The 26,996-nt window shown below is 56.2% G+C and carries 27 protein-coding genes and 1 pseudogene; 13 read left to right on the top strand and 15 right to left on the bottom strand.

Annotated features, from left to right (window positions below; all coding sequences use genetic code 11):
- Positions 1-312 precede the first annotated feature (312 nt).
- The 11 genes and pseudogenes from I6I12_RS00245 to I6I12_RS00195 all read left to right on the top strand — a co-directional run bounded on the left by I6I12_RS00245 (position 313) and on the right by I6I12_RS00195 (position 6,784).
- A complete protein-coding gene (locus I6I12_RS00245) occupies positions 313-939 on the top strand; it encodes a ParA family protein (RefSeq protein ID WP_011116990.1) in 627 nt (208 codons plus the stop codon).
- A gap of 23 nt (positions 940-962) precedes the next feature.
- Positions 963-1,391: a hypothetical protein gene (locus I6I12_RS00240; protein ID WP_011116989.1), complete on the top strand. Its 429-nt coding sequence runs from the start codon at positions 963-965 to the stop codon at positions 1,389-1,391.
- Between the two features lie 25 nt (positions 1,392-1,416).
- The gene (locus I6I12_RS00235; RefSeq protein ID WP_011116988.1) at positions 1,417-1,947 is read left to right on the top strand and encodes a DnaB-like helicase N-terminal domain-containing protein; all 531 of its coding nucleotides are present in this window, start codon (positions 1,417-1,419) and stop codon (positions 1,945-1,947) included.
- Positions 1,948-2,375: 428 nt separating this feature from the next.
- Positions 2,376-3,636: pseudogene (locus tag I6I12_RS00230) on the top strand (IS3 family transposase).
- A gap of 308 nt (positions 3,637-3,944) precedes the next feature.
- Positions 3,945-4,157, top strand: coding sequence for a glutaredoxin family protein (locus I6I12_RS00225; protein ID WP_011116987.1), 213 nt, complete (start codon positions 3,945-3,947; stop codon positions 4,155-4,157).
- Between the two features lie 22 nt (positions 4,158-4,179).
- Positions 4,180-4,683: a DnaB-like helicase N-terminal domain-containing protein gene (locus I6I12_RS00220; RefSeq protein ID WP_011116986.1), complete on the top strand. Its 504-nt coding sequence runs from the start codon at positions 4,180-4,182 to the stop codon at positions 4,681-4,683.
- A 77-nt stretch (positions 4,684-4,760) separates the two neighbouring features.
- Positions 4,761-5,018, top strand: coding sequence for a hypothetical protein (locus I6I12_RS00215; RefSeq protein ID WP_011116985.1), 258 nt, complete (start codon positions 4,761-4,763; stop codon positions 5,016-5,018).
- 190 nt (positions 5,019-5,208) lie between these two features.
- Entirely contained in the window at positions 5,209-5,535 is a 327-nt protein-coding gene (locus I6I12_RS00210; RefSeq protein ID WP_200287376.1) for a hypothetical protein, read from the top strand.
- A 47-nt stretch (positions 5,536-5,582) separates the two neighbouring features.
- A complete protein-coding gene (locus tag I6I12_RS00205; RefSeq protein ID WP_070624364.1) occupies positions 5,583-5,834 on the top strand; it encodes a hypothetical protein in 252 nt (83 codons plus the stop codon).
- Between the two features lie 280 nt (positions 5,835-6,114).
- Positions 6,115-6,417: a hypothetical protein gene (locus tag I6I12_RS00200; RefSeq protein WP_070624116.1), complete on the top strand. Its 303-nt coding sequence runs from the start codon at positions 6,115-6,117 to the stop codon at positions 6,415-6,417.
- A 148-nt stretch (positions 6,418-6,565) separates the two neighbouring features.
- Positions 6,566-6,784 carry a hypothetical protein gene (locus I6I12_RS00195; protein WP_070624122.1) on the top strand — a complete coding sequence of 73 codons (219 nt, stop codon included), beginning with the start codon at positions 6,566-6,568 and terminating at the stop codon, positions 6,782-6,784.
- 84 nt (positions 6,785-6,868) lie between these two features.
- On the opposite strand, the gene I6I12_RS00190 is transcribed toward I6I12_RS00195, so the two are convergent.
- Positions 6,869-7,432: a hypothetical protein gene (locus tag I6I12_RS00190; RefSeq protein WP_234288088.1), complete on the bottom strand. Its 564-nt coding sequence runs from the start codon at positions 7,430-7,432 to the stop codon at positions 6,869-6,871.
- A gap of 68 nt (positions 7,433-7,500) precedes the next feature.
- Here I6I12_RS00190 and I6I12_RS00185 point away from each other — a divergent pair, with 68 nt between their 5' ends.
- Positions 7,501-7,824 carry a hypothetical protein gene (locus tag I6I12_RS00185; protein ID WP_200287375.1) on the top strand — a complete coding sequence of 108 codons (324 nt, stop codon included), beginning with the start codon at positions 7,501-7,503 and terminating at the stop codon, positions 7,822-7,824.
- Positions 7,825-7,863: 39 nt separating this feature from the next.
- Here I6I12_RS00185 and I6I12_RS00180 read toward each other — a convergent pair whose 3' ends face one another.
- Positions 7,864-8,238, bottom strand: coding sequence for a 3-deoxy-D-manno-octulosonate 8-phosphate phosphatase (locus I6I12_RS00180; protein WP_234288087.1), 375 nt, complete (start codon positions 8,236-8,238; stop codon positions 7,864-7,866).
- A gap of 232 nt (positions 8,239-8,470) precedes the next feature.
- On the opposite strand from I6I12_RS00180, the gene mobF reads away from it, so the two are divergent.
- On the top strand, positions 8,471-12,946 hold the full coding sequence (gene mobF / locus I6I12_RS00175; RefSeq protein ID WP_200287374.1) for a MobF family relaxase: 4,476 nt from the start codon (positions 8,471-8,473) through the stop codon (positions 12,944-12,946).
- 63 nt (positions 12,947-13,009) lie between these two features.
- Here mobF and I6I12_RS00170 read toward each other — a convergent pair whose 3' ends face one another.
- The 13 genes from I6I12_RS00170 to I6I12_RS00105 form a co-directional block, all read right to left on the bottom strand.
- On the bottom strand, positions 13,010-13,636 hold the full coding sequence (locus I6I12_RS00170) for a hypothetical protein (RefSeq protein WP_141752578.1): 627 nt from the start codon (positions 13,634-13,636) through the stop codon (positions 13,010-13,012).
- Between the two features lie 23 nt (positions 13,637-13,659).
- A complete protein-coding gene (locus I6I12_RS00165; protein WP_070624135.1) occupies positions 13,660-14,016 on the bottom strand; it encodes a DUF4913 domain-containing protein in 357 nt (118 codons plus the stop codon).
- Positions 14,017-14,034: 18 nt separating this feature from the next.
- Positions 14,035-15,765 (bottom strand): type IV secretory system conjugative DNA transfer family protein, encoded by a 1,731-nt coding sequence (locus I6I12_RS00160; RefSeq protein ID WP_070624137.1) that lies wholly within the window; start codon positions 15,763-15,765, stop codon positions 14,035-14,037.
- Between the two features lie 54 nt (positions 15,766-15,819).
- On the bottom strand, positions 15,820-16,527 hold the full coding sequence (locus I6I12_RS00155) for a hypothetical protein (protein ID WP_200287369.1): 708 nt from the start codon (positions 16,525-16,527) through the stop codon (positions 15,820-15,822).
- Positions 16,528-16,551: 24 nt separating this feature from the next.
- On the bottom strand, positions 16,552-17,118 hold the full coding sequence (locus I6I12_RS00150; protein ID WP_070624141.1) for a hypothetical protein: 567 nt from the start codon (positions 17,116-17,118) through the stop codon (positions 16,552-16,554).
- A 17-nt stretch (positions 17,119-17,135) separates the two neighbouring features.
- Positions 17,136-19,277 (bottom strand): peptidoglycan DD-metalloendopeptidase family protein, encoded by a 2,142-nt coding sequence (locus I6I12_RS00145; RefSeq protein ID WP_234288086.1) that lies wholly within the window; start codon positions 19,275-19,277, stop codon positions 17,136-17,138.
- Entirely contained in the window at positions 19,274-19,570 is a 297-nt protein-coding gene (locus I6I12_RS00135) for a hypothetical protein (protein WP_200287367.1), read from the bottom strand. The genes I6I12_RS00145 and I6I12_RS00135 overlap by 4 nt, the downstream gene beginning before the upstream one ends.
- On the bottom strand, positions 19,571-21,319 hold the full coding sequence (locus I6I12_RS00130; RefSeq protein ID WP_200287365.1) for an ATP/GTP-binding protein: 1,749 nt from the start codon (positions 21,317-21,319) through the stop codon (positions 19,571-19,573).
- A 30-nt stretch (positions 21,320-21,349) separates the two neighbouring features.
- Complete coding sequence (locus tag I6I12_RS00125; protein ID WP_200287363.1) at positions 21,350-22,204, bottom strand: hypothetical protein; 855 nt, start codon at positions 22,202-22,204, stop codon at positions 21,350-21,352.
- A gap of 10 nt (positions 22,205-22,214) precedes the next feature.
- A complete protein-coding gene (locus I6I12_RS00120; protein ID WP_200287361.1) occupies positions 22,215-23,699 on the bottom strand; it encodes an SCO6880 family protein in 1,485 nt (494 codons plus the stop codon).
- Between the two features lie 5 nt (positions 23,700-23,704).
- Positions 23,705-25,135, bottom strand: coding sequence for a hypothetical protein (locus I6I12_RS00115; protein ID WP_234288085.1), 1,431 nt, complete (start codon positions 25,133-25,135; stop codon positions 23,705-23,707).
- Between the two features lie 359 nt (positions 25,136-25,494).
- Positions 25,495-26,337: a DUF8175 domain-containg protein gene (locus tag I6I12_RS00110; protein WP_200287384.1), complete on the bottom strand. Its 843-nt coding sequence runs from the start codon at positions 26,335-26,337 to the stop codon at positions 25,495-25,497.
- A 26-nt stretch (positions 26,338-26,363) separates the two neighbouring features.
- A complete protein-coding gene (locus I6I12_RS00105) occupies positions 26,364-26,987 on the bottom strand; it encodes a DUF8175 domain-containg protein (protein ID WP_200287383.1) in 624 nt (207 codons plus the stop codon).
- Positions 26,988-26,996 lie beyond the last annotated feature (9 nt).

The following is a 26,996-nucleotide window of genomic DNA, read 5'->3' as shown; positions in this document are numbered from 1 at the left end:
CCCTTAACCCACTTGCTTTGGACATAAAAAAGCTCCCAGGCATCCCCGGGAGCTTGTCTCGGGCATCCCCGAGACGTCGGAATAACCGAAAGGAATCAGTTAAACACTCGACACGATTGATCGTAGAAAACGTAGCCGAAAAAAGCAACAAACTCCCACGTGAGACGTAAAATCAAAGCTCCCAATTAAACATATGCCAAGACATATGTTTAAGCATATGGCTTAACATATGGCAGAACATATGCTAATATGAAACCCACAGCTCAAAGGACACTTTGAGAACACAACACTCGACACCTAAAAGGAGCAGCCATGCCCGTAATTTCCTGCCTCAACGCCAAAGGCGGAACCGGAAAAACCACCAGCGCAATCAACCTCGCCGCCGTCGCCGCCTACCGTGGATACACCGTCCACGTCCTCGACGCCGACGCCGAACAAGGCACCGCCTCCGAATGGATCGAATACGCCAACGACGCCTTCGAAGAAAACCCCAACGCCCCCCACGTTGACGTCGAAGTCGAAGCCGTCAACCGAGGAATCCTCGCGCGCAAGGTAAAAAAATACAGCGACGACCTTGTCATCATCGACGGCCCACCCAGCAATCACAGCATGTCTGAACTCATCATCGAAAACTCAGACTTCGTCGTCATTCCCACCACCGGCACCCACACGGATATGGCACAAACCTGGAAAATCATCGACGTCATTCCAGAAGGCAAACACTACGCCGTACTGCCCACCATCTGGGACAAGCGCAAAAGCACTGCCGACCGCGCCCGGAAAGTCCTTGAAGACGAAGGAATCCCAGTCATTTGGCCCGGCGTAGAATCCCGCGCCTACTTCGACCGCCAATTCGGACACTGGCCCCGCAACAGCGCCAAAGAACTACACGGCTATCCCGCAATCTTTGACAAAATCATCGCCCAAATCACCAACTAACCACACCTTAAAAAGGAGCAACCATGAACGACACCCCAGGACTGGCACGCCCGAAAAAGAAGCAAACCGACGCCCAAGGAAAACCCACCCTCACCAAAGACACCGGACTTAATACCACCAAGGTCACAAAGGCCACCAAGAAAGAAAAGCCCCACCGCACCACCGTCAACCTGCCCTACTCCATCTACAAAGAACTACGCAGAAACTGGGCAGAAACCAGCACCCCTATCTACCGCCAACTTCTAGAAGCCTGGGAACTAATCACCGACCACGGCGCGGACTACCAGCCCGCAGACGCGACCTACAACACCGACGAGCTCACCCGCACCACCACCGTCTACATCCCCAAAGACACCCTGAAGGCCATGCAAAAAATCCGCAGCAAGTATGGAGCCTCCATCGCCGACCAGCTCATCTCCTCCTGGGCTCAACAAACCGGCTGGGAAGGATAACCACCCGCGACACCAAGGAGCCACCATGTCCCACGAGACTCCCCACATCGCCGACCGCGCAGACAACGACCCGCGCGAAGACCCCGAAGCGCTACTTATCGCAGCCCTGCTCTGGAACCGCGACACCACCCAAGCGGTAAACCTGACACAAACACTCACCCCCGCCGACTTCTACTCCACCGACTACGCCGCAATCTTTGCCACCATCAGCCAACAACTCAAAAGCGGCAGACCCTACGACCCCGCCAGCGTGCGCACAGCCCTACACGCCGAAGGCGACCAATCCGGCATACTCACCGATAACATCGACGGACTTATCACCATGCTCACCAACCTAGAGCACATACCGCCGAAAATAACCGACTACGCCGAAGCCGTAGCCTCCAACTCGTATCGCCGCCAATACCGCCACATGGTCGAACGCCTTAACCGCCAGGCGCACACCGCACCAGAAAAAGACCTCTACCCACTGCTAGTAAAAGAAGGTAAAAAACAACGCCGCATTAAAGACCGCTACTACCGCAATCACAAAGACACCCCGCAAGAGCGCCACTAAACCACACCCACCCCACGGTGGCCTTCGCTCCAATTTCCTCGCTTCGCTGCGGGAATTTCCACGACCTTCAATCATGGCCTGACCACCCCACCGCGCACCCGAGCGCAACTCCCGTGGAAAACAACCCCCAACACCACCGTGAAAGACCAGCCACACAGCCACACGCCGCAACCAGTGTCCGTTTCGGCAGATACGCTTTCATCTCCGCCTTCGGCAGCTTAACCCGCCTGTGGCTACGGTCAAGAACTTTCGCGGCATAAACCGCTCCCGCGCGCCCCGAATTGAACTGCTCCCCATTAGTTGGACTGAGAAATCAGTTGCCAACAACTAGTGGGGAGCATTTTCTTTGAGAGCACGTAGTTCGCTGAGTGAAGTTCAGCGTGAGCAGTTAGTGGAGCTTTTCGAGCAGGGAATGGGTTGCCGAGCCGCTGCTCGTGTTGTCGGTGTCTCGAGAGACGCAACGCGTAGACTTTATCGCCGTTTCCAACTGCGTGGCAGACTATGTCTCGTGGAGAAACCAAACAAGCAGCACTACTCCTTCGAGGCGAAGAAGGAAGTTGTAGAACGTCATCTTGCGGGTGAGTCGATGATGGATCTTGCCCGAGAGTTCAATCTTTCATCCGACCACCTCGTCAAGGACTGGGTGGCTAAGTGGCGCAGAGGCGGCGACGAGGCTCTGCGCCCGAAGCCGAAGGGCAGGCCCAAAGGATCGGCTGCGCCGAAACGCCTCACGGAAGAGGAAAAGCTTCGCCGCCAGGTTGAGCGGCTGGAAGCGGAAAACGCCTACTTAAAAAAATTGCGAGACTTGAGGAACCAGGGACACGCCTGAAAGCCCAGGCAATCGTCATCCTCAAGTCACACCACCGCTTGGACTACCTCCTGGATGCGGCCGGCATGGCACGCTCGACATTCTTCTACCACCAAAAACGACTCACCGCACCGGATAAACATGCCGTGCTCAAAGACGCGATCCGGGACAGTTTTCAGCGCAACGAACACCGCTACGGCTACCGGCGGGTACTGCTCGACCTGCGTAACCAGGGCTGGGTGGTCAACCACAAACTTGTCTACAAGCTCATGCGCGCCATGGGCTTGAAAGCCAAGATCCGCCAGCGCAGGCCCTACATCTCCTACACTGGCACAATCAGCTACATCGCTGAGAACACACTCGAGCGCAACTTCACCCCCGATAGGCTCAACACTGTCTTCGTCAGCGACGTCACCGAGTTCAAAGTCGCTGGCCGCAAGGTGTATCTCTCACCGGTGATGGACCTGTTCGACCGCTCAATCGTCGCCCACACAGTGGCCACATCGCCGTCTACGGCGTTTACCTCGGCTTCGTTGGCGCAGGCGATCAAAGCGTGTGCTCCAGAGCCGGGCTGGATGATCCACACCGATCAAGGATTCCAATACAAGCACTCATCATGGCGCACCCTGATTAGCCAGCACCAGGGAGTCCAATCGATGTCACGCAAAGGCAACTGCTACGACAACGCGGTCATGGAGAACTTCTTCGGCCACCTGAAAACCGAGATGTACCACGGAGAAGCCTTCGACACCGTCGCAGAGTTCAACCAGGCAATCGACGAGTACATCCGGTGGTACAACACCGAACGCATCCAACAACGACTCAAGGGTCTAACCCCGATGCAATATCGAAATCAGACCCTTGAAGCCCTAACCGCCTAGAATTAAACCAGTCCAACTTTCGGGGGCCAGTTCAAATCCGGGGCGCTTTTCGCTATTTATTCCACGCTTTCTTGACCTCCACCACAGGCGGGCGCAGGCACTACGTGCCGGAGATGAAAGCAAGAAAAATGCACGCCCACACCCCAGACCGACACCACCGGCACCAGTAAAACTACAGGTGGCGGCCACAAACCCCGAACATATGCTAAAGCATATGGCCTAACATATGTCTTGCCATATGTTAAAACATATGTTAAACTAGAGGCATACCGTGACGGAAGGCAACACTCGACCAGAAAGGAGCAGACATGCTCACCATCTACACCAAACCCGGATGCCACCCCTGCCGACTGACCATCAAAACCGCCAACAAACTCGGCCTCAACTACCAAGAAAAACCCGCCAAAGAACACACCGGCTACCTCGCCACCCTCGGCCACGCCAGCGCCCCCGTCATCGTCGACGAAGCCGGCAACAGCTTCTCCGGCTTCCGCCCCGACAAACTACGCCAAGCCGCATAACCCACAAAGCAAGGAGCACCCCATGGCCCAGGACACTGCCGAGACCATCAGCGCCACCATCACCGTCACCAACTCCGAAGCCTGCCTCATCTCCGCCATGCTCACCAGCGGCGACAAAGACACCATCGCCACCATCACCGACAAACTCGACCCCGCAGACTTCGCCAACACCCTACTGGCGAGAATCTTTGCCACCCTACAAGAACTCGTCAACGACAGCCGCCCCACCGACGCCTCCACCGTCCTCAACACCCTCCAAGCCAAAGGCAACCGCGACGGACTCGCCGACGACCAACACCACATCATGACAGAACTGGTCACCCTCAAAATCGTCGACCTCCACCTCGCCGACTACGCCCGCCAAGTAGCCAGCACCAGCTACCGCCGCCAATACCTCCACATGACCGAACAACTCCGCCACGCCGCCGAACACGCCCCCGAAGCCGAACTACTCGACATCATGATTAACCACGGCATAGGCCAACGCAAAGCCTGGCAACGCTACCAAGACATCACCACACTCTAAGCCCAGCAGGGTGTGCACACCCCGCCGATACGATCAAAAGCGTCCTCGAAGTTTCAACCGAAAGGAAGCTTGCCGCCATGGCCTCATACACCCTCGCCGCCTTCACTCTCGCCGCCCTCCTGGCCTTGACGATCCTCGCCCTCAGCGACGCTAATGAGCGCGCGGACATCGCCCTCTTCGGCCTGGCCGTCCCGGCTGTGTTCTGGACAGTCCCACCCGTCGTGCTCCGACTGACGGGATACTCCGCATCCGAAACTGTCTTCTTTATCGCCCTAGCAACCGCGGGGTTTTGGGTCCTGCTGGCCGGGTATCAGCTACGCCAAGCGCTCGCATAAGAGCAGCACACAGGCCATAAACCGCACTAACCCGCCTGCCATATGCCTTAACATACGCTAAAGCATATGGCCTAACATATGTCTTGCCATATGTTAAAACATATGTTAAACTAAAGGCACGCCGCACGGAAGAGACATCTTCCACCACACACGCGGCACCACTCGACACCAACCGAAAGGAACGCCAGACATGGCAACCACCCTAGGACTACTGATCCTCATCGCCGCCACCGCACTCATCGTGCCCATTATCAACTACCTCAGCAACGCAGAAATGCGCCTGCGACAGCTACCCGCAGACACCAGCCGCACCATCAAAGAAACCTACCGCCCACTATTCACACTCGCCGCAGCCATAGCCGTCCTACTCCCGCTCCTGGCCAATGTCGCCGTCTTCCCTCAAGGGGTAAAAGCAATCTTCATCCCCTCCGCAATCGCCCTTAGCGGATTGATCGTCACCCTGGCGCTTATGGCCATTGACACCGCCGCCCGCCTAGAACTGCGCACAACCCCGTAAGCCGCCTACACACTGGTGGGATAACCTAGACCAAAAAGGAGAGACCCATGCCGAAGAAAACCTGGACTACCCCAATCCACGCCCTGCGCACCATTGCCGTCGACACCGACGAGGAAAACCCCGCCGTAGAAATCTACGCAGTAGAAGGCGCAACGCTTGACGAGTTGCAAGCCCGCGCCTACAGCCCGGCAGACGTAGAACTAACCATCAAGGCCCTTACCGAAGCCAAAGACTGCGCCCAGGCGCACTACGACGAGCACGCCGATGCTGAAAACTGGCACGAGGGCAACAACATCTAGACCCTCGCACGCCAAGCCCCAGCCGCCCTGCGGTTGGGGCTTTTTGTATAGCAATGACACTAAGCACACGCACCAGTGGGGGAGTAGGGAGGCGCACGATAGACGGTGTCACCAGGTAAATGTACGCACCACCTGTTAAGGCATATGCTAAGACATATGTTCCGCCATATGTCTTGCCATATGTTAAAACATATGTTAAACTAAAGGCACGCCGCACGGAAGAGACATCTTCCACCACACACGCGGCACCACTCGACACCAACCGAAAGGAACGCCAGACATGGCAACCCAAACCACCACCTTCTACACCCCACAACAACAGCTCCACATGGACGCCTTCGAATGGTGGAGCAACAAGAACCACGGCTTCGTCGTCGACTACGCCTACATCGACACCACCGCACCGACAAAGCACATCCGCCACGAAGCACGGGCCTACCTCGGCGAGATCACCATCAACGACCACCAAGCCGCCGAAATCTGGAACGAACTGCAAAACTGCCGCGCCACCCACCTAGAGCACTCCATCATCGTGCGCGCCGAAGTCTTCCTCACCGTCCTAGCAACGGTCGTCGAAATATAAGACCCCGCCTGCGGCCCACACCGGGCCGCAGGCCCACCGGGCCCGCCACAGGGCACCCAAGCCCCAAGGGACGCCTCACAGACGACCACAGCGCCGGATACACCGGCACAACACACAAGCGAGACGCATACGAGACGGAAAGAGACTCATGGCAACCTACGCCACTTTGAACGACGCAATCCACTACGAAATCATCACCCCGCTAGGGGAGTGGGCACACCGCTTCAACATCAACGCCATTGCCGAGCGACTCATCTACTGGCCTCACGACATCAACGCCGACGGAAACATCAACCTCAACCGCAGCGGCTTCCGAGTCCGCACCAACGTCGACTTCTGGAAACTAGTCGAAGCCAACGCACTGTAGACATAGCGCCCCGGCACACGCCGGGGCGCACTCATTGAAAGAAAGGGGGACACCCCACCCAATCCCTGACACAAACACCGCACACTAAAACAACGTCTGCTGGTCACTATCGACACCAAAGATTGCCTCACGGTAGCGACGTTCGTCCCACCCATCACGAAGCGCATTCCTAATCCGCCGCGAGCGCTCAACCCGAGAACTCAACGCCGTAACAGCAACCCTGTTTCCAGTATGACGGCCAAGCGCTACCGCATAGCGAAGGTTCTCCCGCTGTGTTGTCTTACGCACATGACCACAACCGACCCGCACGCACAGCGGTTCGTTGCACTCGTGCTCGGCAACCTCGCGCGCGGCGAACGACTCGCCCGCGACAAGAAGCGCAAAACGGTGTGCCGCCACAGTGCGCTGACGATTACCGCGCTGCCACGTAAACCGCCCATACCCATCAGGAGAGGAAATGGAACCCACCCATAGCCAGCACCCGTGCGGTGATTTCACGACATGCTCAAAGAAAGTCTTGACAGTCTTATCGTCAAAAGGAAGCTCCGGATCATGAACACGCGCAGCACGAGACTGCCGAGCCGAAGCCGGCCGCTTCGGCTCCAGGTGAGCAAGCTCTGCAAAAGGAATATCCTCAAAGTCTTTCATGACACCCCACACGTCCAACGCTTATGACACCATAGGCAGCACGCACCACAGAGAGGAAGGACAACCCCATGGACGCACTGCCATTTATCGAATCCACCAACCACGTACCCGGCTGGTGGCAACTTGCCCTTATCGCCATACCTATCTGGATGCTCATCGCCCAGATACGACGCGCAGGACTGGTGGCAGGAATCCTCAGAGCATTAGGCGGAATCATCGCCTGGATCATCATCTGGTACTTCCTTACCTTCCTCGGCGTGATGATTGGCTCCATGGCCGACCACTACGAGCGCGCCACCGACGAGACTAACGACTCGCCATACTCCAACACCTACGAAGACGCGCCCGCCAACCCTGGCGAGTACTGCGACCCCAACGAGCACAAGTACTAGCCAGACTCGACGCGAAAGACTGCTCTTTCTCTCTACTGACTACTGACCATCAGAAGCGTGGTCATCCTCGCCGCCAGCGCCCTCAGAGGCGCTGGCGGCTTCTTCGTTGTCCTGGCGCTCATCATCACCAGCGTGCGACTCTTCGTCTCCAGACGAATCCTGCGCACTAGGGGAGGAGTCACTAGCGGCTCCTAGCATGTCGTTGAAGTCCCGCTGGCTGACACCGACGAGCTCGCGCACAAGCTCCTTGGACTCGCCTAGGTCGATAATTTCTTGCGAGGCTTCGCCAATCTTCTCATCGAGTTTCTCGCGCTGGTCGATTAGCGACAGTAGCGAGTTGAGCTTCTTCTTCCTGTCGCGCAGCTTGCGCTGTTCCTCTTCGAGATGCTGACGCAGTTCCTGACGCTTCTTCAAACTTTTACTTGCGGTAACCATAAGCCCACAATGCCAGCGCACATACACCACCGCAACCCTGACACAAACACCCGCTGACGCGAAATGACCAGAGCCCAAACAGAAAGACGAGACTTTCTGGACTATGGCAAGACGCGGCATACGCCCGCGTCGGCGCGCGCAAGCGCGCTTTCAGACACACACTATTGGCACTCTTAGTGTTAATCGGGTTTTGGCTGCTAGACTAGGGTGCATGATGACCCTGCGCGTAGTCAATAGCGGAACAGGTTATGAGTACCTGTTGCGCTCTGTGGCTACCAATGATGGGCCGACAGACGCGCCAAGTTTGTCGAAGTATTACGACGCGAAAGGCACCCCGCCAGGTCGTTGGTTAGGCTCTGGTCTTGCCGGTTTGAACACCGAGAATGTCGTGCAGGGTGGGGAAGTTACCGAGTCTCAAATGGCCGCGTTGTACGGCGAGGGCCTGCATCCGGATGCGGATATGAAGATGTCCGAAGGTCAGAAAATCAAGGACGTACAGCTGGGTCGACCGTTCGCTAATTTCACGAATGATGTGCCGGTTTTGGTGGCACTTCGTGATGCGGAGCGCCGCCATAGGCAGACAACGGGCACGCTGATGGGAAAGCAGGAGCGGGCCGAGTTAGTCCAGGATATTGGCCGAGAATTCTTCATTGAGGAACACGGCGTCGAGCCGCAATCGGGCCGGGAAATCGTCAACTGGGTCAACGGTCTTAAAGACAATGTGCGCCAATCTGTGTCGGGTTTTGATATGACTTTCTCGCCCGCCAAGTCCGTGTCTGTGGCGTGGGCGTTGTCTGATGAAGAGACCGCGCGGCGCATTGAGGCGCTTCATCACCAGGCCGTGCAGGAGGCTATGGCGTGGGCAGAAGACAACGTGTTTTTTACTCGCTCCGGCAAGCAGGGGCGAGAACAAGTTAAGACAAAAGGCGTTATTGCCTCCGAATTTAAGCACTACGATACGCGCGCAGGAGACCCGGATCTGCACTCGCACGTGCTGGTATCTAACAAGGTTCAAGCCGAAGATGGACGGTGGTTATCCCTTGATTCCAAGGCACTGCACAAGCAGGCGCAAGCAATTTCGCACCGCTATGACTCCATCTTGAACACCCTGCTTTCTAACGACATGGGCTACACATTCACCGCCTGTGACCATGGGGTCAACAAGGAACCCACGTGGGAGATCGACGGTGTTTCCGAGTCGTTGATGGAGTCGTTTTCTAAGCGTCGACGTGGCGCACAGCCGGTCTATAAGCGCCTTGTTGAAGAGTTTGTTGCCGAGCGTGGCGCAACCCCTAACTCGGTTGAGGTGGGTCGTTTGTGGCAGCAAGCTATCTTGGAAACCCGTGACGCGAAGCGTGAACCAGAAAGCCTGTCGGAGCTTCGCGCAGGCTGGAAAAATGAAGTATCCGCCCGCGAAAACGGAGCAGAAGAACTCGCTGCAATCAACCAACTTGCCGCAGATTCTGGCCGTGATGAGCGCCCACTGTTTGACGCCGAGACCCACCTATCGGGCCTGATCGACGACGTTGTAGACACGGTAACGAGGCGTCGTTCCTATTTTCGTACCTCGCATGTAGCTACTGCTGCAGGTGGAAAACTCCAAGGCTATCGCTTTAATTCTCTTTCCGAGCGCGACCTTATCCACGCCACTGTGGTCGAGGCTATTGTGCGCGATAAGGCCATTGCGCTCAATGATTTCGATGTTCTGGAACTGCCGGAGGCGCTGAAAAATACGGCAGGTAAAGCTCGCGATACCCGCGCTGATAGTGAGCTTTATACCACCCAGGACATTCTCGATACCGAAGACAAAGCACTGGCTGCGCTTAACGAACCGGTGGCTGCATTCGCACCGTCTGCAGCGATTGATAAAGCGCTCGATGAGCACGAAGCCGAGGCTGGTTTCCGCCTTAATACAGGACAGGAATCCATGGCGCGCTACCTGCTTACCTGCGGCACACTGGCTGCTACCGGCGTAGGCCCGGCAGGTACCGGCAAGACCGCATCTATGCGTCTTGTCGCCAACGTCTGGGCGAACCAGGGCCGCAATGTGATTGGTCTGGCCCCGTCCGCACAGGCGGCAGATGTGTTGTCTAAAGACTTAGGCTTTGACGCTTTTACCATCGACAAACTCACCTACACCTGGCGCGGAAACCACCCAACCAAGCCCGGCCACAGCCTCAAAGACCTTCCAGTATCCATTAACGCAGGCGACATGATCATCGTCGACGAGGCCGGCATGGCCTCGACCCCTAACATCGGCTCACTGTTAGAAATTGCCGAAGAAGCAGGCGCAGTCGTGCGCTTTATCGGTGACCATAAACAGCTCGGCGCGGTCGAAAACGGCGGACTTTTCGGAGCAATGGTCAACGCTTCTGGCCGCAGTGATAATCAACTCTCCGAAGTCGTGCGCTTCGGTGGAGATAGTGAGCAATCTGCTACCAGCTTGCGCTTGCGCGAGGGCGATTCTTCTACTTTCGACTTCTACGCTAAGCGTGGTTGGGTCAATGGTGGCGCACGCAGCGACATGCTGGATAAGGCCGCAGCAGACTACCTGGCTGATATTTCTAGCGGTAAAACCAGTCTGCTTATTGCTGCCACCAACCGCGATGTGGCAGAACTCAACGAGACAATCCGCGCCCACTACATCGCCCAGAGCGTTGTTGACACCACCGTGGAAGCCCAGCTTTCTAGAGGCGAAAAAGCAGGTGTGGGCGATACGATTCTGGCGCGCAAAAACCAGACTTTCTACGACGACGACACCGCTACCAGTACCCGTATTAACAACGGAACGCTGCTGACCGTCACCGGAATTGCCGAGAACGGCAGTATCACCGCCCGCAACACAGTAACCGGCGAGGAACTGTGCCTGCCAGCAGACTATGTCCACGACAATGTGCAGCTAGGCTATGCGGCTACCGTCCACCGCGCCCAGGGCAGCACCGTGGACTGCACCCGCGCGGTCATTGACCACCACGTCGATAGGGCAGGGCTGTATGTCGCACTTACACGCGGCAAGCTTGCCAACCACATCTATGCGGTAACCGAGCACCAGCTAGATGAGCTGGCCGAGGAAGGCCACTACCACTACCAGGGCATAGACCACGCCCCGAGTACCAGGGACGTCTTTAACAAGGTAATCGCCCGCGATAACAGCCCGAAGGCCGCACGCGAGGTCATAGCCGAGGTCGTCGACGAGCAAACCTCACCCGATCGCATGATGGGCCTGTGGCTTATGGGTAAAGATGAAGCCACCAACGACTTCATCGACGCTTACCTGCCGGACTGGATCGACACCCTACCCGGCGACCTTTCCCGAAAGATTGAGACCAGCGACGACGGTGTAGCACCCATCCGCCACGGCTGGGCAAGGCTTATCGACGCGGGCATTGACCCGCGCACCGTCATGGACGCTGCTACTCGCGATATTGACAACGCCCATGATCCGGCACGGCTTATCCGCTACCGTCTAGACGAACAACTCCGCTTGCGCGATACCGGAAAGCGCAACCAGCTGCCTCCTGTATCTGGTCAGACAGATATAGAACTCGATACGTGGCTTCGCACCCACAACCCTTACGACCGCGCGGAAACTGCTCGCCTTACCAGTAAGGAAGGAAACCTCAACCGGCTTAACCAGTCTGTGCTGGCAGAGCACGCACGCTTTGCTAATTCCAAGGTGGAATCGCTCACTTGGCAAGAAGCAAGTATCACCACCCGCCTCCACGAGGACAAAGACGCAGCCGCAAATGAGGTACAGGCTGACTACCAGCAGATATGCCTTGATGCTGGGCGCATTCGCGCCTATGAGCAGGCCATGGCAGACCACAGTGCCGCCCTTCGTGAAGAAGAAGCTGCCCTGGCAGACATTGAGCACCAACGCCTACTGGCAGAGGACTACACCCGCCCGGTTGCCGAGCGGGCCTACGACCATAACGCTGCAGGCTATGGCACGTACCAACAGCGCATAGACCATGCGCACAAGCGTCTTGAACAGGCGCAACAGCGCCGCAGCTTAGCTCAGCAGGCCATTGAGGATACTGGTGCTAACTTGCCGGAGGCAGGTCTGTGGGACGAAATCTGCTACCGTGCCGACGACACCGAAGAATGGGACAAGCGCCTAAATGCTGCCGCACAACACGACAGCGAGCACGCCCACAAGCTTCAACAGCGACTCGATACTATCCGCCGCGAGAAGATGGACTGGGCTGACCGCGCCGACATCGCCACGCGCTTGCGCGCAGAGGAAATCCCTAACGATGTCGCTGACCATGCAGGCTACATCGCCGATGAAGTCAACCTCCTGGCCGCACAACGCACTTACGAACTACGCCGCCTGGGCGTAGACGAGCCATCACAAGAGACAATCCGCGACATGGTCGCAGAAACCATCGCTGCCGCCTACGAACCAGACAATGACGACACCCACCATGACGAACAAGACACCACCGTCCAGAACACCGTAGAAGAAGCGCAACCAGCGCCCGAGACCACCCCAGAAGCCGATAACACCGATAACTCCCAAGACGAAGACGCCGGTGAACTGCATGAGGGCGCGCAAGCAGGTCTCGACTTCCTCGCCAGCCTCGGCCTGGGCGGCGAACAGCAAAGCGTTACCAGCGACAGCGATACCACCGACGAGCAAGCACCCGCTGATGAGCTTGAAGAAGAACAAGGCCCAGAGCTCTAAATAAACACAAGGCGGTAGAAAGAACCGTCTGGTCTTTCTACCGCCTTGTGCGCGGGTGTATGGCTACATTTCGGCAACCTGCTCATCGGCTTGTTCAGCTACGTCAGTAAGGTCGTTGCCCGGAGATTCCAGTTCCTCGCTGGTTTCTGCCTGAAGCTGGTCAACTAGCTGGTCACTAGGGGAGACGTCACTATCGCCTACGGCGAGAGCATAGGACTCTACAGCTTCGGGGTCTGCGTCTTGGGCCTCTAGATCGTCAATGACTTCTGCCGGAGACAATGCTGTGACCTCCCGGGCGTCGTCGTCTCCTGCTGCAGCGGAGATGTCTTTTCCAAGGCGTTCTACGCTATAGCGCGAGAGTTCTCCATCCCGGACAGAGAATCGGAAATCGTGGCCGTCTTCGTCAGTGAAGGCTATGTTGTCCTCGTAGCTATCGGCGATAGCGGCGGCAGATTCGGCCATACCGCGGCGGTTGAAATCATCAATGACCCATGTGCGGGATTGCTCATTTTCTTCTATGAGCGCGCGGCACCCCTCTACTGCAAGTGCGCCGCCTGCCATACGGGTTATAGCGTTGGGGCCTGGCTGAATTGTGCGCGGAGGAAAGCGACGTACACGTTCTGCGTGTAGCGCGCGGCGTAGGTTTCGGATAGTGCGGGCTGTGGACGCATCGACAGATGTACGAGACATAGTAGGTGTCCTTTCGCTTTTGTTTAGGAGGCGGGTTTAGTTGCGGAAGTAACTGGTAGCGGACGAGACGGAACGTCTTCACGTTTACAATCGGCGAAGACTCCGTCGTCCTTCATGATTTGTCGCATGTGGTAATCGCCATGCAGACGCAGGAAAGTCTCTAGTGCAGTATCGGGTTCTTTTACACGCAGATACTCGTAGCGCTTCCAGAGTCCATCTATGCGGGCAACGACCTCGGGGTGATTCCACCATGTAGGAGACCACGCGACGTTTTTCATCCGGTTGTCGGTAGTCGGGTACATCGTCACTAGGAACTTGTCGACGAACTCGAAGACGCTTTTGTAGTGGAAGTCTTTGGGATCGATTTTCTCTTCTGCCATGGATTCCTCCGGTAGTAGTTACTGTTGTGCAGGAAGCAGCTGGCGGGTCTTTTCATTCCAGTAGGTACGCTCCCAGAACGGCTCTAGATACAGCGCAAACGGCCTTCGCCCGGTAAAAGCCAGCGCTTGGCCATAGGGCAAGGCAGCTAGTTCTGCGGCGTTGAGAATCTTCTTCTCACGCGCTTGTATCGAGGTAGAGCGTCCGCCATCTGCCGATCGAGAAACGGATTTAGTCAGCTCTTCATAGTCGCCAATGAGAAGTTCTAGTTTGTTGAGCATGTCCTGATCACGGACACCGCCGCCGTAGAGCAGTACAGACGCTGCAGACCACAATGCTTCCATGCCCTCCTTGCCCCAGGCTTTTACGCCTTGGGCATAAGACTGCAAGATCGTCATGACGATAATTCCACGTGAGCCGTAGTGGGAGTACAGCTTAGGAAGCTCCGGCCATGGAACCGTGTTTGCGGCCTCGTCGAGCGCGGCAATCATTGGCACTGGAAGACGCAGACCATTTTCTTCACCGTAGCGCTCGGCAGCTTTCATCGTGGCCGCTGCTAGTGCCGTCGTTAGAGCAGCAGCGTTGTCTACGCCTTCCTTGGACAACAGATACAACGTGTCGTGGTCGGCGCGGACAAACTGCTCTGGTTCGAACTTGTCCTTGTCCTCGTCTGGGGTAACCCACTGCCTGATAGCTCGTCGTCCCAGTGGCGCGGCCATTTGCGCTGCTTGGGAAAATAGACCGGATCGGGTGCGCTCAGTAATGCTGTAGGTTCCGTTGAGTGCGTCGGCCATGGATTCCCATTCGTCAAAGCGCTGCAAAATACCTACTGGTGTGCGGTCTTCATCGTCGTTAACCCAGCGGAAGACGTCGGTAATAGGGCGGTTGTCCAATGCTGCGGCGAGGAAAAGCCTGCCGAGGAGGTCGCGACCGCCCTCTGAAAAGAAGGCGTCGCCTGTGCTGTTATCACCGTGAGCTGCAGAGCGGAAAATATCGGCCAGCGCGATAGCTTCGCTGTCCATCTTCATCGGGTCGCGGCGTACCGCGTCGAGAGGGTCGAAGTACCACGGGCGATCGTCTCGCCCTGCAACAAGGCCTTGTGGATCGAAGATCCAGATGTTTCCACGCGCCTCGGTAATCGCGGCAGTGTCATAGACAATATCGGCCTTGTTTGAGGTGGTCAGTACGTTTCCCGGAGCATCGACAATTGCCGGAATAACCTGAGACGTGGTTTTTCCTCGGCGAGGGCCGAAGATAACGAGGTACAGATCTTCCCATGAGGAGTACACCCCGCGTCGAGACTGTAGATCTTTGCCCATGCGCAGGCCGGGATAGTCTTTAGCGGCGTCTTCGCCAATAAACTTCGCTGCCTTCTTCTCTGCGCTTTTGCGCGACAAGGAAGCAATATCGCCCTTGGGGGCTAGGTACTTTGAGGCCTGTCCCGTGGTGCTGGTGGTCTTTTTCGGCTTGGACTTCATCCATAGATAAACCAATCCAGCAATAGCTAGCCACAGCAGCACTGCGGCTACTGTCGCAATGACTGTCCACTCTATTTGACCTTTGATAAGACCGGCTAGTGTTTGAAATGGGTTGAGAGGTGGTTTGTCTTTACCGGCAAGCTTCCAGCTTGCTACCGCACCGATTTGCACGGTGCCAAGTACGGACAATGCTGCTACGAGAATGACAGCAAGGAAGATGGTTTGCCCGTCAGTTCCTGGCCCGCCTGAGTTTCTGGGGTTGGTTTTGCCCATTACTCTTCGTCCTTTCCTGTGCTATTTACCTGCAGGTTTTCGTCACTTTGACGGTTATTCATCATCGAGCTCGACAAGGCTTGCAAGGTCAACGTTTTTCAGCGAACGGAACCCTCCCATACGCGCTACCGAGGACGCGCGCTCATCTGTCGGATCGACCTCAACGGTCACTGCGACTTGCGAGTCTTTGACAACGCCTCGAAGGCGCAGTTCATCTTCATCAAGATCGGGATATTCAGTGTGGATATGCAGATCAATGAGTTCGGCTCCCGTTTCGTCCTGTACGCGACGAGCCAGGTACACCGCCTTCTCTGCGGCTGATTGCTCGGCGCTGCCAATATCGCCCGGCGTATAGATGGGGTCGTTGTCAAAGAAGCTGCCAAACCAGATAGCCTCTCCCGTCTCGTCAACTAGGGCGAAGGCTCCTTTATCGCTCTTGTCGCTTTCTATTGCGCCCGTCCAAATGTCTAGGCGAGGGCCGGTGGAGTCATTCTGTGCGAGTTCTTCGGCGCGCTCGTGCTGGCGCGCTTGCCGCTCTTCCCGCTCAACAGATGACATGGCCTTGTAGTCAATGCCGAGGATTTTTAGCTTGTGTATGAACTTGCCCATGTCACTGCGGTCGTCGACATCGACGCCGGCCTCTGCTCCAACCTCGCGCAGTTGTGAGGTAGTTTCTGCTGCTTTGAGCCTGTCCTTGTATTCCTCCGAGGTCACAAGGTTTTCAATTTCGTCGAATCGGGCGTTGTCACTGGCTTTGCTCATGGTGTTACTCCTTGTTGGATCTGTTTAGGACATGGTCTGCGGCTGAGAAATGGTGATGTTGTCTAGCCTCCACCACCCCAGGTTGTTAAAGTGCGCGAAGACGTCATAGCGCAGTTTCTGTTCGTGCTTGTGACCTTTGACGGTGACTTCTACCGAGTACTGGCGTCGGGCTTCCATATCGGTGTCTTCGGGACGCTCTTCGAGTCCTTCGGTGAGCTCTACCGAGGCCGTAGCCTTGTCGTCGACCCAGCTGGCCCATTGTTTTCCAGGCACTTTGAACATTCCTGACCAGGAATTTCGGTTGTTGTAGGCAAAGTCTTCATCCATCAATGGCTCGGCCTTGCGGGCTGCATCGGCGATGGTGTGATCATCTTTTGGAGACCAGGAGAAGATCTGCTTGACAACATCATGGGCTACCTTGTCCACGTCTTCTTGGTCAGTGTCTTGAAGCGGGCCGCGCACTTCGGGCTGCTCCCACTGGCTTACCGTGGGGTCTTCCATGCCGGTATCCGTTCCGTCCGGCTCATCATTTCCGCACGCCGTGAGCGCTACAGTGCTGGCCAGGGCGAGTGCGATAGCTGTCTTTTTCATTGCTGTCCTGCCTTTTCTTATTCGCTTACTCGATACGCTTGATGTGGCTCATCGGTGCGTACGTCGTATTCACCGGAGTCCACGCCATAGGTTTGAGCCTCGATCCATTTGTCCTTTCCGTCTTTCTTGCCGGAGTAGATCGCAACGTGGTGTTCTGCTCCATCGCCGCCGATGAGAATGATGTCGCCAGGTTTCTTGTCCTCCCAGTCAACCTTTTTCAGGTGCTCGTCTTTAGCTTGTGCTTGTGTCTGGTGAGGTAGCTTGACCTTGCCCTTGGTAGCGACAGCCACCGCACGGAGAACAAGTCCGGAGCAGTCGTAGCCTTCTTCTCCGCCGTCTTGTCCCTTCGTCGGGCCGTTTTCGTCGCCACCGCCCCATACGTAGGGATAACCGAATTCTTTACGTGCTGCGGCGACAATGCGCTCGCCAAGCTCGCCAGACGGTGCCGGATCATCGCTGGAATCGCCGTTTCCGGCTTCGGTATCACAGCCGTCACCTACGTTGGCCTCGCCCAAGGCTTCAATTTCTTCCTCGGACAAGTCCTTGCCTGCACCGCGATATTTATCTACCAGTTTGGTCGCAATATCCGCTTCCTGCTGGTAAACGCCCGTACCCGTATCGTTTCCCTGAACCGTACTTGCGGCTGCACCTACTTCCATTCCTTGGTAATCGACGTCTTCGAGATGTTCATAGAAGTTTTTGGCCTGAACTGCTGGGTTCATCAGTTCTTCTACCTCACCCCAAATACCGACCTGCTGCTGGAAGGTGCCCACAGAGCCGTGGTCACTACTTACTGCATCGTGCGGGAAATCCAGCGACTCCTTGAGCTTTTCGGACGTCACATCGTCGGCCATACCGCTTTGTTCTTCTGGGGTAATAACTCCATCGTTGGCGTAGACCTGTAGCTGGGACTCGTGCTTAGCGGTAGCTACAGCAATCTGTCGACCTTTCTCATCGACGTGCATGCTCTCGCCAATTGCAACGATCTGCTTCGCCAAGGCGAGCTGACGGCCAGAAAGCCCCTCGAATCCGCCCTTTTCGTCAGCGGGCTGTCCGCTGCCTTTAGACTTGCTCTTCTTGCTGCCACTATCCGAGCTTTTCTTGCTTCCGCCGCCTACGGTCTCGGCCATAGTGTCAGCGAAGATCTTCGATCCAGATGGGCCGGGATGGACTCCATCAACAAGCATTCCGGGGTCTTTATTCGCCTCTGCTGCCCAGTCGAAGTAGTCATACCCAGACTTTTTCACCGAGTTATTAAAGCTGTCGGCGTGAGGTACACCGGCGATGGTCATAAGAACCAAGTTGGCGTCACCAATTTTGTCTTTAGCCGCGTCGAACTGGTCTTGTCCCACTTCGCCGTTCGTGCCTAGGGCCATGACTACAGTGTCGAATTGGTCTCCGTCGTCGATTTCTTGCATACCGGCTGCGTATTGCTTGGAGTCTTTGGCCCTGACTTCGGCTCCTGGAATCGCGCTTTCGATTTGGCTGCGCGCACCATTGGAAATGGAATCGCCTACGACAAGGACTTTTCCTCCGCCGTCCGAGTTCTTTTTAGAGTCTTTGTCCTTCTTGTCGGAATCTCCGCCGCCCTTTTTGCCTTCTTCGGCCTTATCCAGCCACGGCTTAGGGTCGACGCGCTCCCCGCCTGCTGCTCGGTCACCCTCGACAACCTCGAAGTGCAGGTGAGGGCCAGAAGACTGACCGGCACTGCCCATATCAGCAATGTGCTGGCCCTTAGTAACTTTGTCGCCGGTCTTGACCTTGACCTGACCAGGTTCTTCGTGACCGTACACGGTTTGAATTTTCTTCCCGTCAATGTCATGTTCCACGACAACCCAGCCGCCGAAGCCTTGCACACCAGAGTCTTGGGCTTGGATAACGCGACCATCTGCGAAAGCGTAAATAGGAGTACCTCGCGGGCCTGCAATGTCTAGACCGAAGTGCATACCGCCCTCGCGTGGGCCAAAAGGTGAGGTTTCCTGGGTAGCGTTCTTATCACTCGGGTAAGCAAAGTCACCATCAACAACAACATCACCTGAGCCCGATCCGCCTTCATCTTCGGCACATACTTCATCCTCGTTACCGCCATCTAGGACAACGACGATGATAAGGACGAGAAATAGGACGATAGCGACGGCAATGCCGATAACCTTCTTCATCCGTCTTGACTCCTTAGTCGTCGTAGTCGCTCGTTTTCTTCTTGCAGATGCTCATTTCGCCGCTTTAGGCGGTTAATTTCTCGTTGCAGGTGCTGAACCTGCTTGACCGTGGGAGACGGCCAGAGGTTTTCTTCTTGCAGCCATTCCGTAAGCGTTGTGCGGCCCATGCCCCAGTCTTTAGCGATTGCTTTCGCTGCGGCAGACGCAGAGGAATATTCTTTCCACGTTGCTTGAAATTCCGCCATGGCCTGGCGTTTAGTGGACTCATCAAAAGGACTTACAAAGCCAGACATCTATGCCCCCTCACCTTCCAAGAAGAAGTCCTCGAAGCGGGCATTCGTATTGTGTAGCTGTTCTTGGACTTCGGTCGGGAAAAGCATTGTCTGTACCGGAATACCTGGCGAACCGTCCTTGGCAGGCTTAATCATGAATCGGCCACGACCAGGCGGGGTTGCCCTCGCACCCCGAGTGCGTGAACGCGCAGGAGGCGCACCGCGAGACCACGAGACAATCATCTCTGCTTCGGCAGGTGAAAACTCCAACTGCGTAGACAAAATATCCAGCTCACTGGTGGGAAGTCCGCCGCAAATAACCATGCCAGCACGCTCAATAAAGCCCATTGCTGTCTTGCGATCTTCTTCAGTCGGCAAGGCCTCTAGGTCTTTGAAAGTGTGGGTAATCATAAACAGCGCAGTCGCGTCTGTACGGTTTAGGCGCGTCAAAGCGTCAATCTGGCCGACCATGCCAGGAGCCGACGAGAGCACCTGCCACATCTCATCGAGGCACAGATTGAAGTAGCGCTGAGGGCCAAGGCCGGCATCGGCGAGCATGTGTGAAGCCTCAATGGCACCGAAGGCAGAACCCCAGCAGGCCATCATGACCGCTGCTTTCATCGCGGAATCACCACGATCAATAGCGGAGACGTCGATACAAATAGCCGGTGAATCTACCTCAATCGGAGTAGTAGTCTGACCGTCAAAGATACGGCCTGTAGCGCCGTCAAGCAGCGAGTTAAGGGAAAGGACAAGCGCGTCAATACGCGCATTCCACTGTTCGTTAGTCTCTGCTCTGCCGAGCTTGCGCAGCCACTGCGGGCCGCGCTCGATGTAGGCGATCAGGTCTTTGAGCACTGGCGGGTTTTCCCAGTCGATACGTTCTTCTTCGTACATTCCGCGCAGTGCCGCAGAAATGAGCATGGACTCATAGTCTTGAACGCCACCACCGCGACCTAAGCTAACCAGCGTGGTCACCATCGTGACCTGACGGCCATGGACTTGCTCTTTTGCGCGGTTGAGCAAGTCTTCAATGTTTTGCAGAGAAATATCTTCGTTTTCTGTTGCAGCCTCGTCTCGCTCAGAGGACATAAGTTCTGCGCGCTTGGCTTCTAGCTGTGGGATAACACGACCGAGCGCGCCCACATCAAGAGGATTGATGTGCCCATAGCCGTGGCCAACAGTAATGACCTGGCCGTGGACTTGGTGGGTAAAGCCGACATATTCGCCTTTAATATCGCCTGCGGCAATCGTAATCTGCCCATTGGAGGCCCCTCCCATGAGCATTTTGCGCACTAGGGTGGACTTTCCTAGCGACGGGAGCGAGAGAATAAAGCAGGAAGGGTTAGCGATAATTCCTTCTCGAAACCATGACAAGGGGTCACAGCCTACTGCCGCGCCCGTAGTGACATGGCGACCTAGTGGCGTTCCGATAATCGGTGCAGGGGCACCAATGACATTGGGGTTGAAGCCGCAGCCTAGATTGGTCGTCGTCTGCCACTCCATCGGGCCATTTTGAACGGCCATGTAGCCTGCGTGATGGCCGGTAAAGCCGCGTGGTTTCATGATGGTAAAAGGCTTTTCGCCGCGCACCGGCATGGCGCCGCCAGCACGTCGGCGCTGGCGCTCAATGGCTTCGGCGTGCTTCTGACTCGTCTTCTTCCACTTGCGATAGCGCCTACCCTCACTCGACCAGCGGGACGGAGTTTCCTTCTCGCCGTCCAAGATCTGCTCGTGGAGGGTAATCATTTCTGCATCGTGCGTGCCCATTGCTTTAATCTGCTCCCTAGAATCCCGTGTCTAAACCGTTACTTTTTCTGCGTCCCACGCCAGCTCGCCGATGCCTAAGCCTGCGAGGAAGCCCGCCATTTGTCGGCCATAAATGCGGCGTACTCGAAGGCGCTCTACTGCTGACAACTCGCTAATTAGTGCCGCTGCGGCGTTTTCTATCTGTTCCACGCCTGCTTCCGCCGCGACTGTGAGAATCCCGGAATGTCGGCCTGGGTCGTGTTCCTCGGATTCCGATCCAGGCCTAAAGATTCGTGTCCAACGCGCTACACCGGCAAGTTCACCCTCCAACACAAGCTCACGAAGCAAAGCGTCCAAGTCCCCGTCGTCCATAACGTCGAAACTGATTGCCGCCACATCGTCAAAAGTGATAGTTGCGGTGGTCTCTTCCACCGTGTCCACCTTGAGCTCTGGCCACTGTCCAGTTGAAGTGCCGACAGCATTCGCTACGCGGGCATAGATTTGTTCGTCAGTCATAGGAGTCGAGACCACCTCGCCGAATTCATAAAAGTCAGGCAGCTGCGCGGCAAGGCGGGTCAAGGCCTCGTTGGAGTCCTTGCGCTCTGTTTTATCGAGCTGCTTAAAGGTGACAGACATATAGCTACCCGTGGAATCGACGGTGTAAGCAGTAGAAATGACCGACTCATCTTCAGAAATAGCCTGCTCCCAATCCCAGATCTTCTCCGAGCTAATCTCATCTGGGTTATCAACTTGGAAACACACCGTTGCCGTAGCGCGCGGGGTTTGGCGAATGACTGCGCCAAAGGAAAATCCTGCCTTGTCACGAGAAGCATGCAGCTGCACGTTCGTCAGGCGTGACAGAGTGCGACCCGCCTTGTTCTTTTTGCCAAAAAGTCCGAAAAGCACCTAATTTCCCCTATCCTTGTGCCGCCAGCGCGGACGTAGATTCCTTCGTCCATGGAATCTGGCCAAGCCCGCACGACGTGATGAACCCTGCGTCTTGCTGGCGCGACATCTCGCGCAACCGCAGGTTGGCTTGTGCTCCTAGCTGCTTGACGTCGTGGCGAATACGCCCCAGAAGTTCTTCATCTTCTGTCGTGGCAGTGACAAACAGGCTGTAGCGTCCCAACTGCGCACCGCGTGCTTGTGCTCTACGCGCTGCTTCGGTGTGCTCTAGACGCATTTCAGCAGCAGCCGACCGGATTTTCTTTGATGAGTTAGCCGCCACCATCGCGTCTCGGTGCTCTGCCTCCACACGGGAAGCACCTGTACCAGCCTCATACGGGCGGTAAACCAGCGCGACGCGCTTACGGTCAATGCGTGCATGCGGTGCAATCAAGTTGCCGAGCAAGGTGTCTTCAAACGTAGAGCGGGGCGCAGAGGCCATTTCCCACGTCACCGAAGACACACCATCATGGCGATAGACGTTCTTGCGCACGTCATGGAACGCTGGGCCCGCGTCGAACCATTCAAGATCGTGGGTGTTTCCGCCAACGGAAATCTCTTCAAAGTCGCCTTCGGCGGCAGGGTTAAAGAACTTGTGTGCGCGTGCGCAGACTTCTTCTGCATCCATGGGCGCTGCCTGGATTCCCGACCAGGTCAGTTCCTCGTACAGGCCGGGAAGCCGGGTGCCAATTAGCTGCAAGAAGCTAGTGTCGTCTGGTTCAGCCACGCTCACTTTCAACGTGACTGCGATATGAGCTTCTGTCTCAGGGATTCCGACCGACAATTCATCAGAGGCTTCTTGCATAATGCGCTTTGCTACCTCGGGCGCGTCGTCGTGAACCGTTGCCTGGACTTCCTTAGCCACCAGCTCGCCAGTATCAGGGCGAGAGTTCGTAACAAAGACAGTGGAGACCACGTCACCTGACAGTGACAGGCCGGCCAGCCAGCGGCCCCAATTAGCCGTCATGTCATTGCGTTCTTCCTGAGTCATAGCGGTTTGTCCTGACAATTGGCAGGAAAAGAGAACTGTGGCTTCGCGGCGGTGACGGTCAAAGACCACGCCGAAGTCTCGGCCTACCGCGTCTGTTCCTTCAAGTAGTTCGGTACGTGCCAGCGAACCGGGAAGGCGGTAGCGGCCTCCTGCTAACCGCGACGAGGGCCCAGAGATATAGACGTTGTCGCCGCGAGCACGGCGACGCCAGTCCTGAAAAATCATCTCCGATACCTGGGCTACCGAGCGCCCGCCCACATTAAGCGAGACCAGCAAGGCGATAATCACGGTGATTGGAAGCACCACCAGAAAGCCGATTTTCTGCATTCCGCCGAGCTGGCAAACCAAAAAGCCGATGAAGCCCGCGCCTAGAACGATGGTGGTTTTCATCGAAAAGCCACCGATACCAGTACGACGGCTAGGCTGGCCGAGCGCGTACACGGGGACGTCTACGTTATCTGCCATGGCTTTTACCTCCTTACATTTCCGTGATAGTTGCCTTGTTGACCAATGGACTCATCGAGGATTCCTTGGATTTGACGTGCTGCTGAGCCTGCGGCACGACCGCCGCGTGCTCCTTGTCCTGCTAATACGCGTCCAGTTCGCACGCCTCGGCTTACTCCGCGGCGTGCTCCCCGAGCAGCCCCTCCGAGACGAGAACCACCTGTGGCACCGCTCATGGTGGTGCGGCGCGCGCCTCCCGTTCCTGCTGCGGCACCACGCGCTCCTGCGCCAGCCGCACTACCGCCAGCCGCACTACCGCCAGCGCCCGAGTTGGCTGGGCGAACACTCGCACCTTCACTGCCGGACGTACTAGCTGCACCAGACCTCGAGCCACCGGGAGATACCGCACGCGAACTGCTACCTTGGCTGGAACCAGAAGCCGTGGTGCCAGAATCGCCACGACTTGCCGGGCCTGCACCAGCAGAACCCCCAGATCCGCCAGATCCGCCAGAGCCCCCGGAGCCTCCGGAACCGCCACCGAGAGGGCTTCCACCGGAACCGCCGCCAAGCGGGCTGCTTCCCGATCCCCCTGCTCCACCGCCCGGAGCTGCATTCTTTGCAGAGGAACCAGCCTTCGCGCCTGCAACAGCACCACCGGCACCGCCTATCAGTGCGCCACCGGCCATACCGATAGCACCTCCTGCAGCACCCGCGAGTCCTGCCGCACCAGACAGCATTGAACCTGCACCACCGCCGCCTGCTTGTGAGACGAACGGGGCAACGGTGCGCACCAGCGCAGGGCCGGAAAATCCGGCAGCAGCCACCATCAAAACGGTCATCACTGCAGACATCATGTCCTCGCCGCCAGACGCTGACTGCCAAAAAGTCACGCAATACAACAGCGCTGAAATCGGCTTGAAAAGCACACAAGCAATCAACATAGACACCACGTGATTAAGGCCTTGTCGTCCAATATTCGTATAAGAGAAGGCAGCTAACGCTGGCGTCATGCCCAATGCAATCGGGAAGAGCAAAGTACGGGTCGCTAAAGAAACGATCTGCATGATGGAGCCAGCAACACCCACACCGGCCAGCGCCAGCATAAGGATCGGCCCGCCCATTTCCTCATTTAGCTCAGAAGCACCGAGAACCGATTCGGCATCGCTCGCGCCAAATTGCTTCATAACCCAATCTGCAAGCTGATCAGAAGCAACTATTGCTCCCGTTCCCAATCCCACGATGAGTGTGGAAAATAGCAGGTAGCTGCCGATATTCTTTCCCATACTTTCTAGACCGTCGGCAACGCCTTGTCTTCGGTCATAAGCCATGTGCATGCCGCCAATAATCAAGGAAGAAATCAGCGCCATACCAGCAATTCCAAGCACGATGTTCTTCACGCCTTGGACAGACCCGTCCATGATGTTTTTGTCCATACGCCAGTCCATCCAGAACGTCATAACTGTCTGGAGTGCTTGGTTATTACCCTCAAGAACAGCCTTGGTGAAATCACCGACGGGATCGCCCCAGAACTCTGATAGACCTGAAGAAACGGCAGCTACTGGATGGCGAATAGCTTGACCTAATTGACATCCTGCTTTTGTCCATTTCCCTGTAAAAGAATTCTGAAAGTCAGGGTCATTTGGGTCTTTATCACTATTATCTTCCCCAAATAGACGAGTCTCGTCCTCATGCTTCAATGAATCAGCTATACAATCCTCCACATGCTGGCCAAATTCATCTTTCGCTTCCTGGGCTTGAGCTACAGGAGAAGCAAAGGCCACTACAAGAAGGACTCCCACAGCGGTTAACAGCTTTTTTAGAACTTCCACTGTTCCCACCCATCAAGATTGCCGATTTCATCCTCAACCGACTGCTTCACTTCATCTAGCTCGGCTTTCCAATCACCGTCTTCCCACTTAGCTGACACTCGAATAACCATCCAAGTCTTGTTATCGGGATTTCCCTTAGCGTCAGTAGGCATAGGCACCGCTACGTCTCCGATTACCCGTTCTTGGCTGCAACTGGTGATACGGAACGCCTCTGGAGCAGCAGCAGAAACAGATGCGCTGGAACCCGCAGAAGCGTTAGATTCAAGCGTTTCCACCGCTTCTTTCGCATGCCCCCCTGTGAACTGCTGTTTCAAGGTACGCAAGGCAACATCATGTCCGCCCATTTGAACAAGCGCGTTACTATTCCACGCAGAAAGAACCGCCCCTTCAGGGGTATGCGCGTATTGAGAAGGAACACCTTCGTCCGTTACATGTCCCGGCCCTTGGTTCTCAGACCAAAGTGTCTCAGCGCTGTGGACTCTCTCGATCGTTAGTTTCGACGGTTCTTCCTCACTTTCACACTGGAAGTTATCCACTTTCTTAATTTTTCCCATGGGCTGCCCAGATCCGTTTTTCGGTGTCCGAAGACTACGTCCAAACACATCAGAGGAATCCTCAGCCCATTTAGAAGAGTCGTCGGAGGCGTCCGCGTTTGCCGGTTCGTCTTTGTTCGAACCTTCGTCGCTTTCTGCTACCTCTTGAGAATTTTCTCGGTCACCATCCTGCGAATCCATGCCTTTTCCAATGAAAAATGCGGCAACAATTGCAATGACAAGGACGACAATTGCAATGACAATCGCCCAGATTTTTCGGGAGTTCTTCGTTTCCATGTGGCCTTCTTCCGCTGTTTGCGCTTTTACTGTGCGTATTCGGTAAAGCCGTCGAGGCTTTCTAGCTTGTGGAGGTCAGGGGCGTGGTCTTGGTCTGGAAGAACCAACTTCCAGTCGTCTGCTTGCCAGACAAGTTGCACGGGATAGACCGTGAGTCCTACGTCGGGATAATCGGCGGCAAGTAGCACTTGCGCTTTGTCGTCGGTGTAGTCGGTGATTTTGAAGCCCTTGAAGACTGCGGCGTCTTTCTTATCTACGTTGCCTTCCACCGACATCAAAGAGCGTCCTTGCGCCCATTGGTCTCGTCCAGGGCCTGGAGCAGTCATGTCCGAGGCAACGTTGGGCCAGGTTTGATCGTCTGCAGTAGCAAGCATGACCTGACCGTTAATTGCTGCCTGCACTGCGCCCTGTGGGGTATGCGAGTAACCATGCGGGACAGGTTCACTTTCCTCTGGCCCGTCGTTGGAATCCACCGGCGTACCGATCCCCCCGACCGAAGACCACGAAGCGTTCTCGGGTGCTGCTTCTAGGTCAACGGTGGGCTGATCGCTCGCCTCGGTGGGCTGCTCTGGCTCGTCGGAGCCACAGGCCGCTAGTCCAAGCGTGGCCGCGACAATGGCTGCGGCTGCGCTGAGGCGGGTGATGTTCATGTCTTCCTT

The organism is Corynebacterium kefirresidentii (assembly GCF_016599755.1).
In the GTDB taxonomy this organism is placed as follows: domain Bacteria; phylum Actinomycetota; class Actinomycetes; order Mycobacteriales; family Mycobacteriaceae; genus Corynebacterium; species Corynebacterium kefirresidentii.
The sequence above is the reverse complement of the archived record's forward strand: the minus strand, read 5'-3'. Positions and strand labels throughout refer to the sequence as shown.

Coding starts and splice junctions, on each gene's coding strand:
- I6I12_RS00190 (WP_234288088.1), bottom strand. CDS start 7,432: ATGAAAGACTTTGAGGATATTCCTTTTGCAGAGCTTGCTCACCTGGAG.
- I6I12_RS00240 (WP_011116989.1), top strand. CDS start 963: ATGAACGACACCCCAGGACTGGCACGCCCGAAAAAGAAGCAAACCGAC.
- I6I12_RS00225 (WP_011116987.1), top strand. CDS start 3,945: ATGCTCACCATCTACACCAAACCCGGATGCCACCCCTGCCGACTGACC.
- I6I12_RS00145 (WP_234288086.1), bottom strand. CDS start 19,277: ATGAAGAAGGTTATCGGCATTGCCGTCGCTATCGTCCTATTTCTCGTC.
- I6I12_RS00160 (WP_070624137.1), bottom strand. CDS start 15,765: ATGGGCAAAACCAACCCCAGAAACTCAGGCGGGCCAGGAACTGACGGG.
- I6I12_RS00150 (WP_070624141.1), bottom strand. CDS start 17,118: ATGAAAAAGACAGCTATCGCACTCGCCCTGGCCAGCACTGTAGCGCTC.
- I6I12_RS00185 (WP_200287375.1), top strand. CDS start 7,501: ATGGACGCACTGCCATTTATCGAATCCACCAACCACGTACCCGGCTGG.
- I6I12_RS00170 (WP_141752578.1), bottom strand. CDS start 13,636: ATGTCTCGTACATCTGTCGATGCGTCCACAGCCCGCACTATCCGAAAC.
- I6I12_RS00215 (WP_011116985.1), top strand. CDS start 4,761: ATGGCCTCATACACCCTCGCCGCCTTCACTCTCGCCGCCCTCCTGGCC.
- I6I12_RS00205 (WP_070624364.1), top strand. CDS start 5,583: ATGCCGAAGAAAACCTGGACTACCCCAATCCACGCCCTGCGCACCATT.
- I6I12_RS00115 (WP_234288085.1), bottom strand. CDS start 25,135: ATGACGTTCTGGATGGACTGGCGTATGGACAAAAACATCATGGACGGG.
- I6I12_RS00210 (WP_200287376.1), top strand. CDS start 5,209: ATGGCAACCACCCTAGGACTACTGATCCTCATCGCCGCCACCGCACTC.
- I6I12_RS00105 (WP_200287383.1), bottom strand. CDS start 26,987: ATGAACATCACCCGCCTCAGCGCAGCCGCAGCCATTGTCGCGGCCACG.
- I6I12_RS00245 (WP_011116990.1), top strand. CDS start 313: ATGCCCGTAATTTCCTGCCTCAACGCCAAAGGCGGAACCGGAAAAACC.
- I6I12_RS00220 (WP_011116986.1), top strand. CDS start 4,180: ATGGCCCAGGACACTGCCGAGACCATCAGCGCCACCATCACCGTCACC.
- I6I12_RS00235 (WP_011116988.1), top strand. CDS start 1,417: ATGTCCCACGAGACTCCCCACATCGCCGACCGCGCAGACAACGACCCG.
- I6I12_RS00130 (WP_200287365.1), bottom strand. CDS start 21,319: ATGGGCACGCACGATGCAGAAATGATTACCCTCCACGAGCAGATCTTG.
- I6I12_RS00110 (WP_200287384.1), bottom strand. CDS start 26,337: ATGGAAACGAAGAACTCCCGAAAAATCTGGGCGATTGTCATTGCAATT.
- I6I12_RS00165 (WP_070624135.1), bottom strand. CDS start 14,016: ATGGCAGAAGAGAAAATCGATCCCAAAGACTTCCACTACAAAAGCGTC.
- I6I12_RS00200 (WP_070624116.1), top strand. CDS start 6,115: ATGGCAACCCAAACCACCACCTTCTACACCCCACAACAACAGCTCCAC.
- I6I12_RS00135 (WP_200287367.1), bottom strand. CDS start 19,570: ATGTCTGGCTTTGTAAGTCCTTTTGATGAGTCCACTAAACGCCAGGCC.
- mobF (WP_200287374.1), top strand. CDS start 8,471: ATGATGACCCTGCGCGTAGTCAATAGCGGAACAGGTTATGAGTACCTG.
- I6I12_RS00120 (WP_200287361.1), bottom strand. CDS start 23,699: ATGGCAGATAACGTAGACGTCCCCGTGTACGCGCTCGGCCAGCCTAGC.
- I6I12_RS00155 (WP_200287369.1), bottom strand. CDS start 16,527: ATGAGCAAAGCCAGTGACAACGCCCGATTCGACGAAATTGAAAACCTT.
- I6I12_RS00195 (WP_070624122.1), top strand. CDS start 6,566: ATGGCAACCTACGCCACTTTGAACGACGCAATCCACTACGAAATCATC.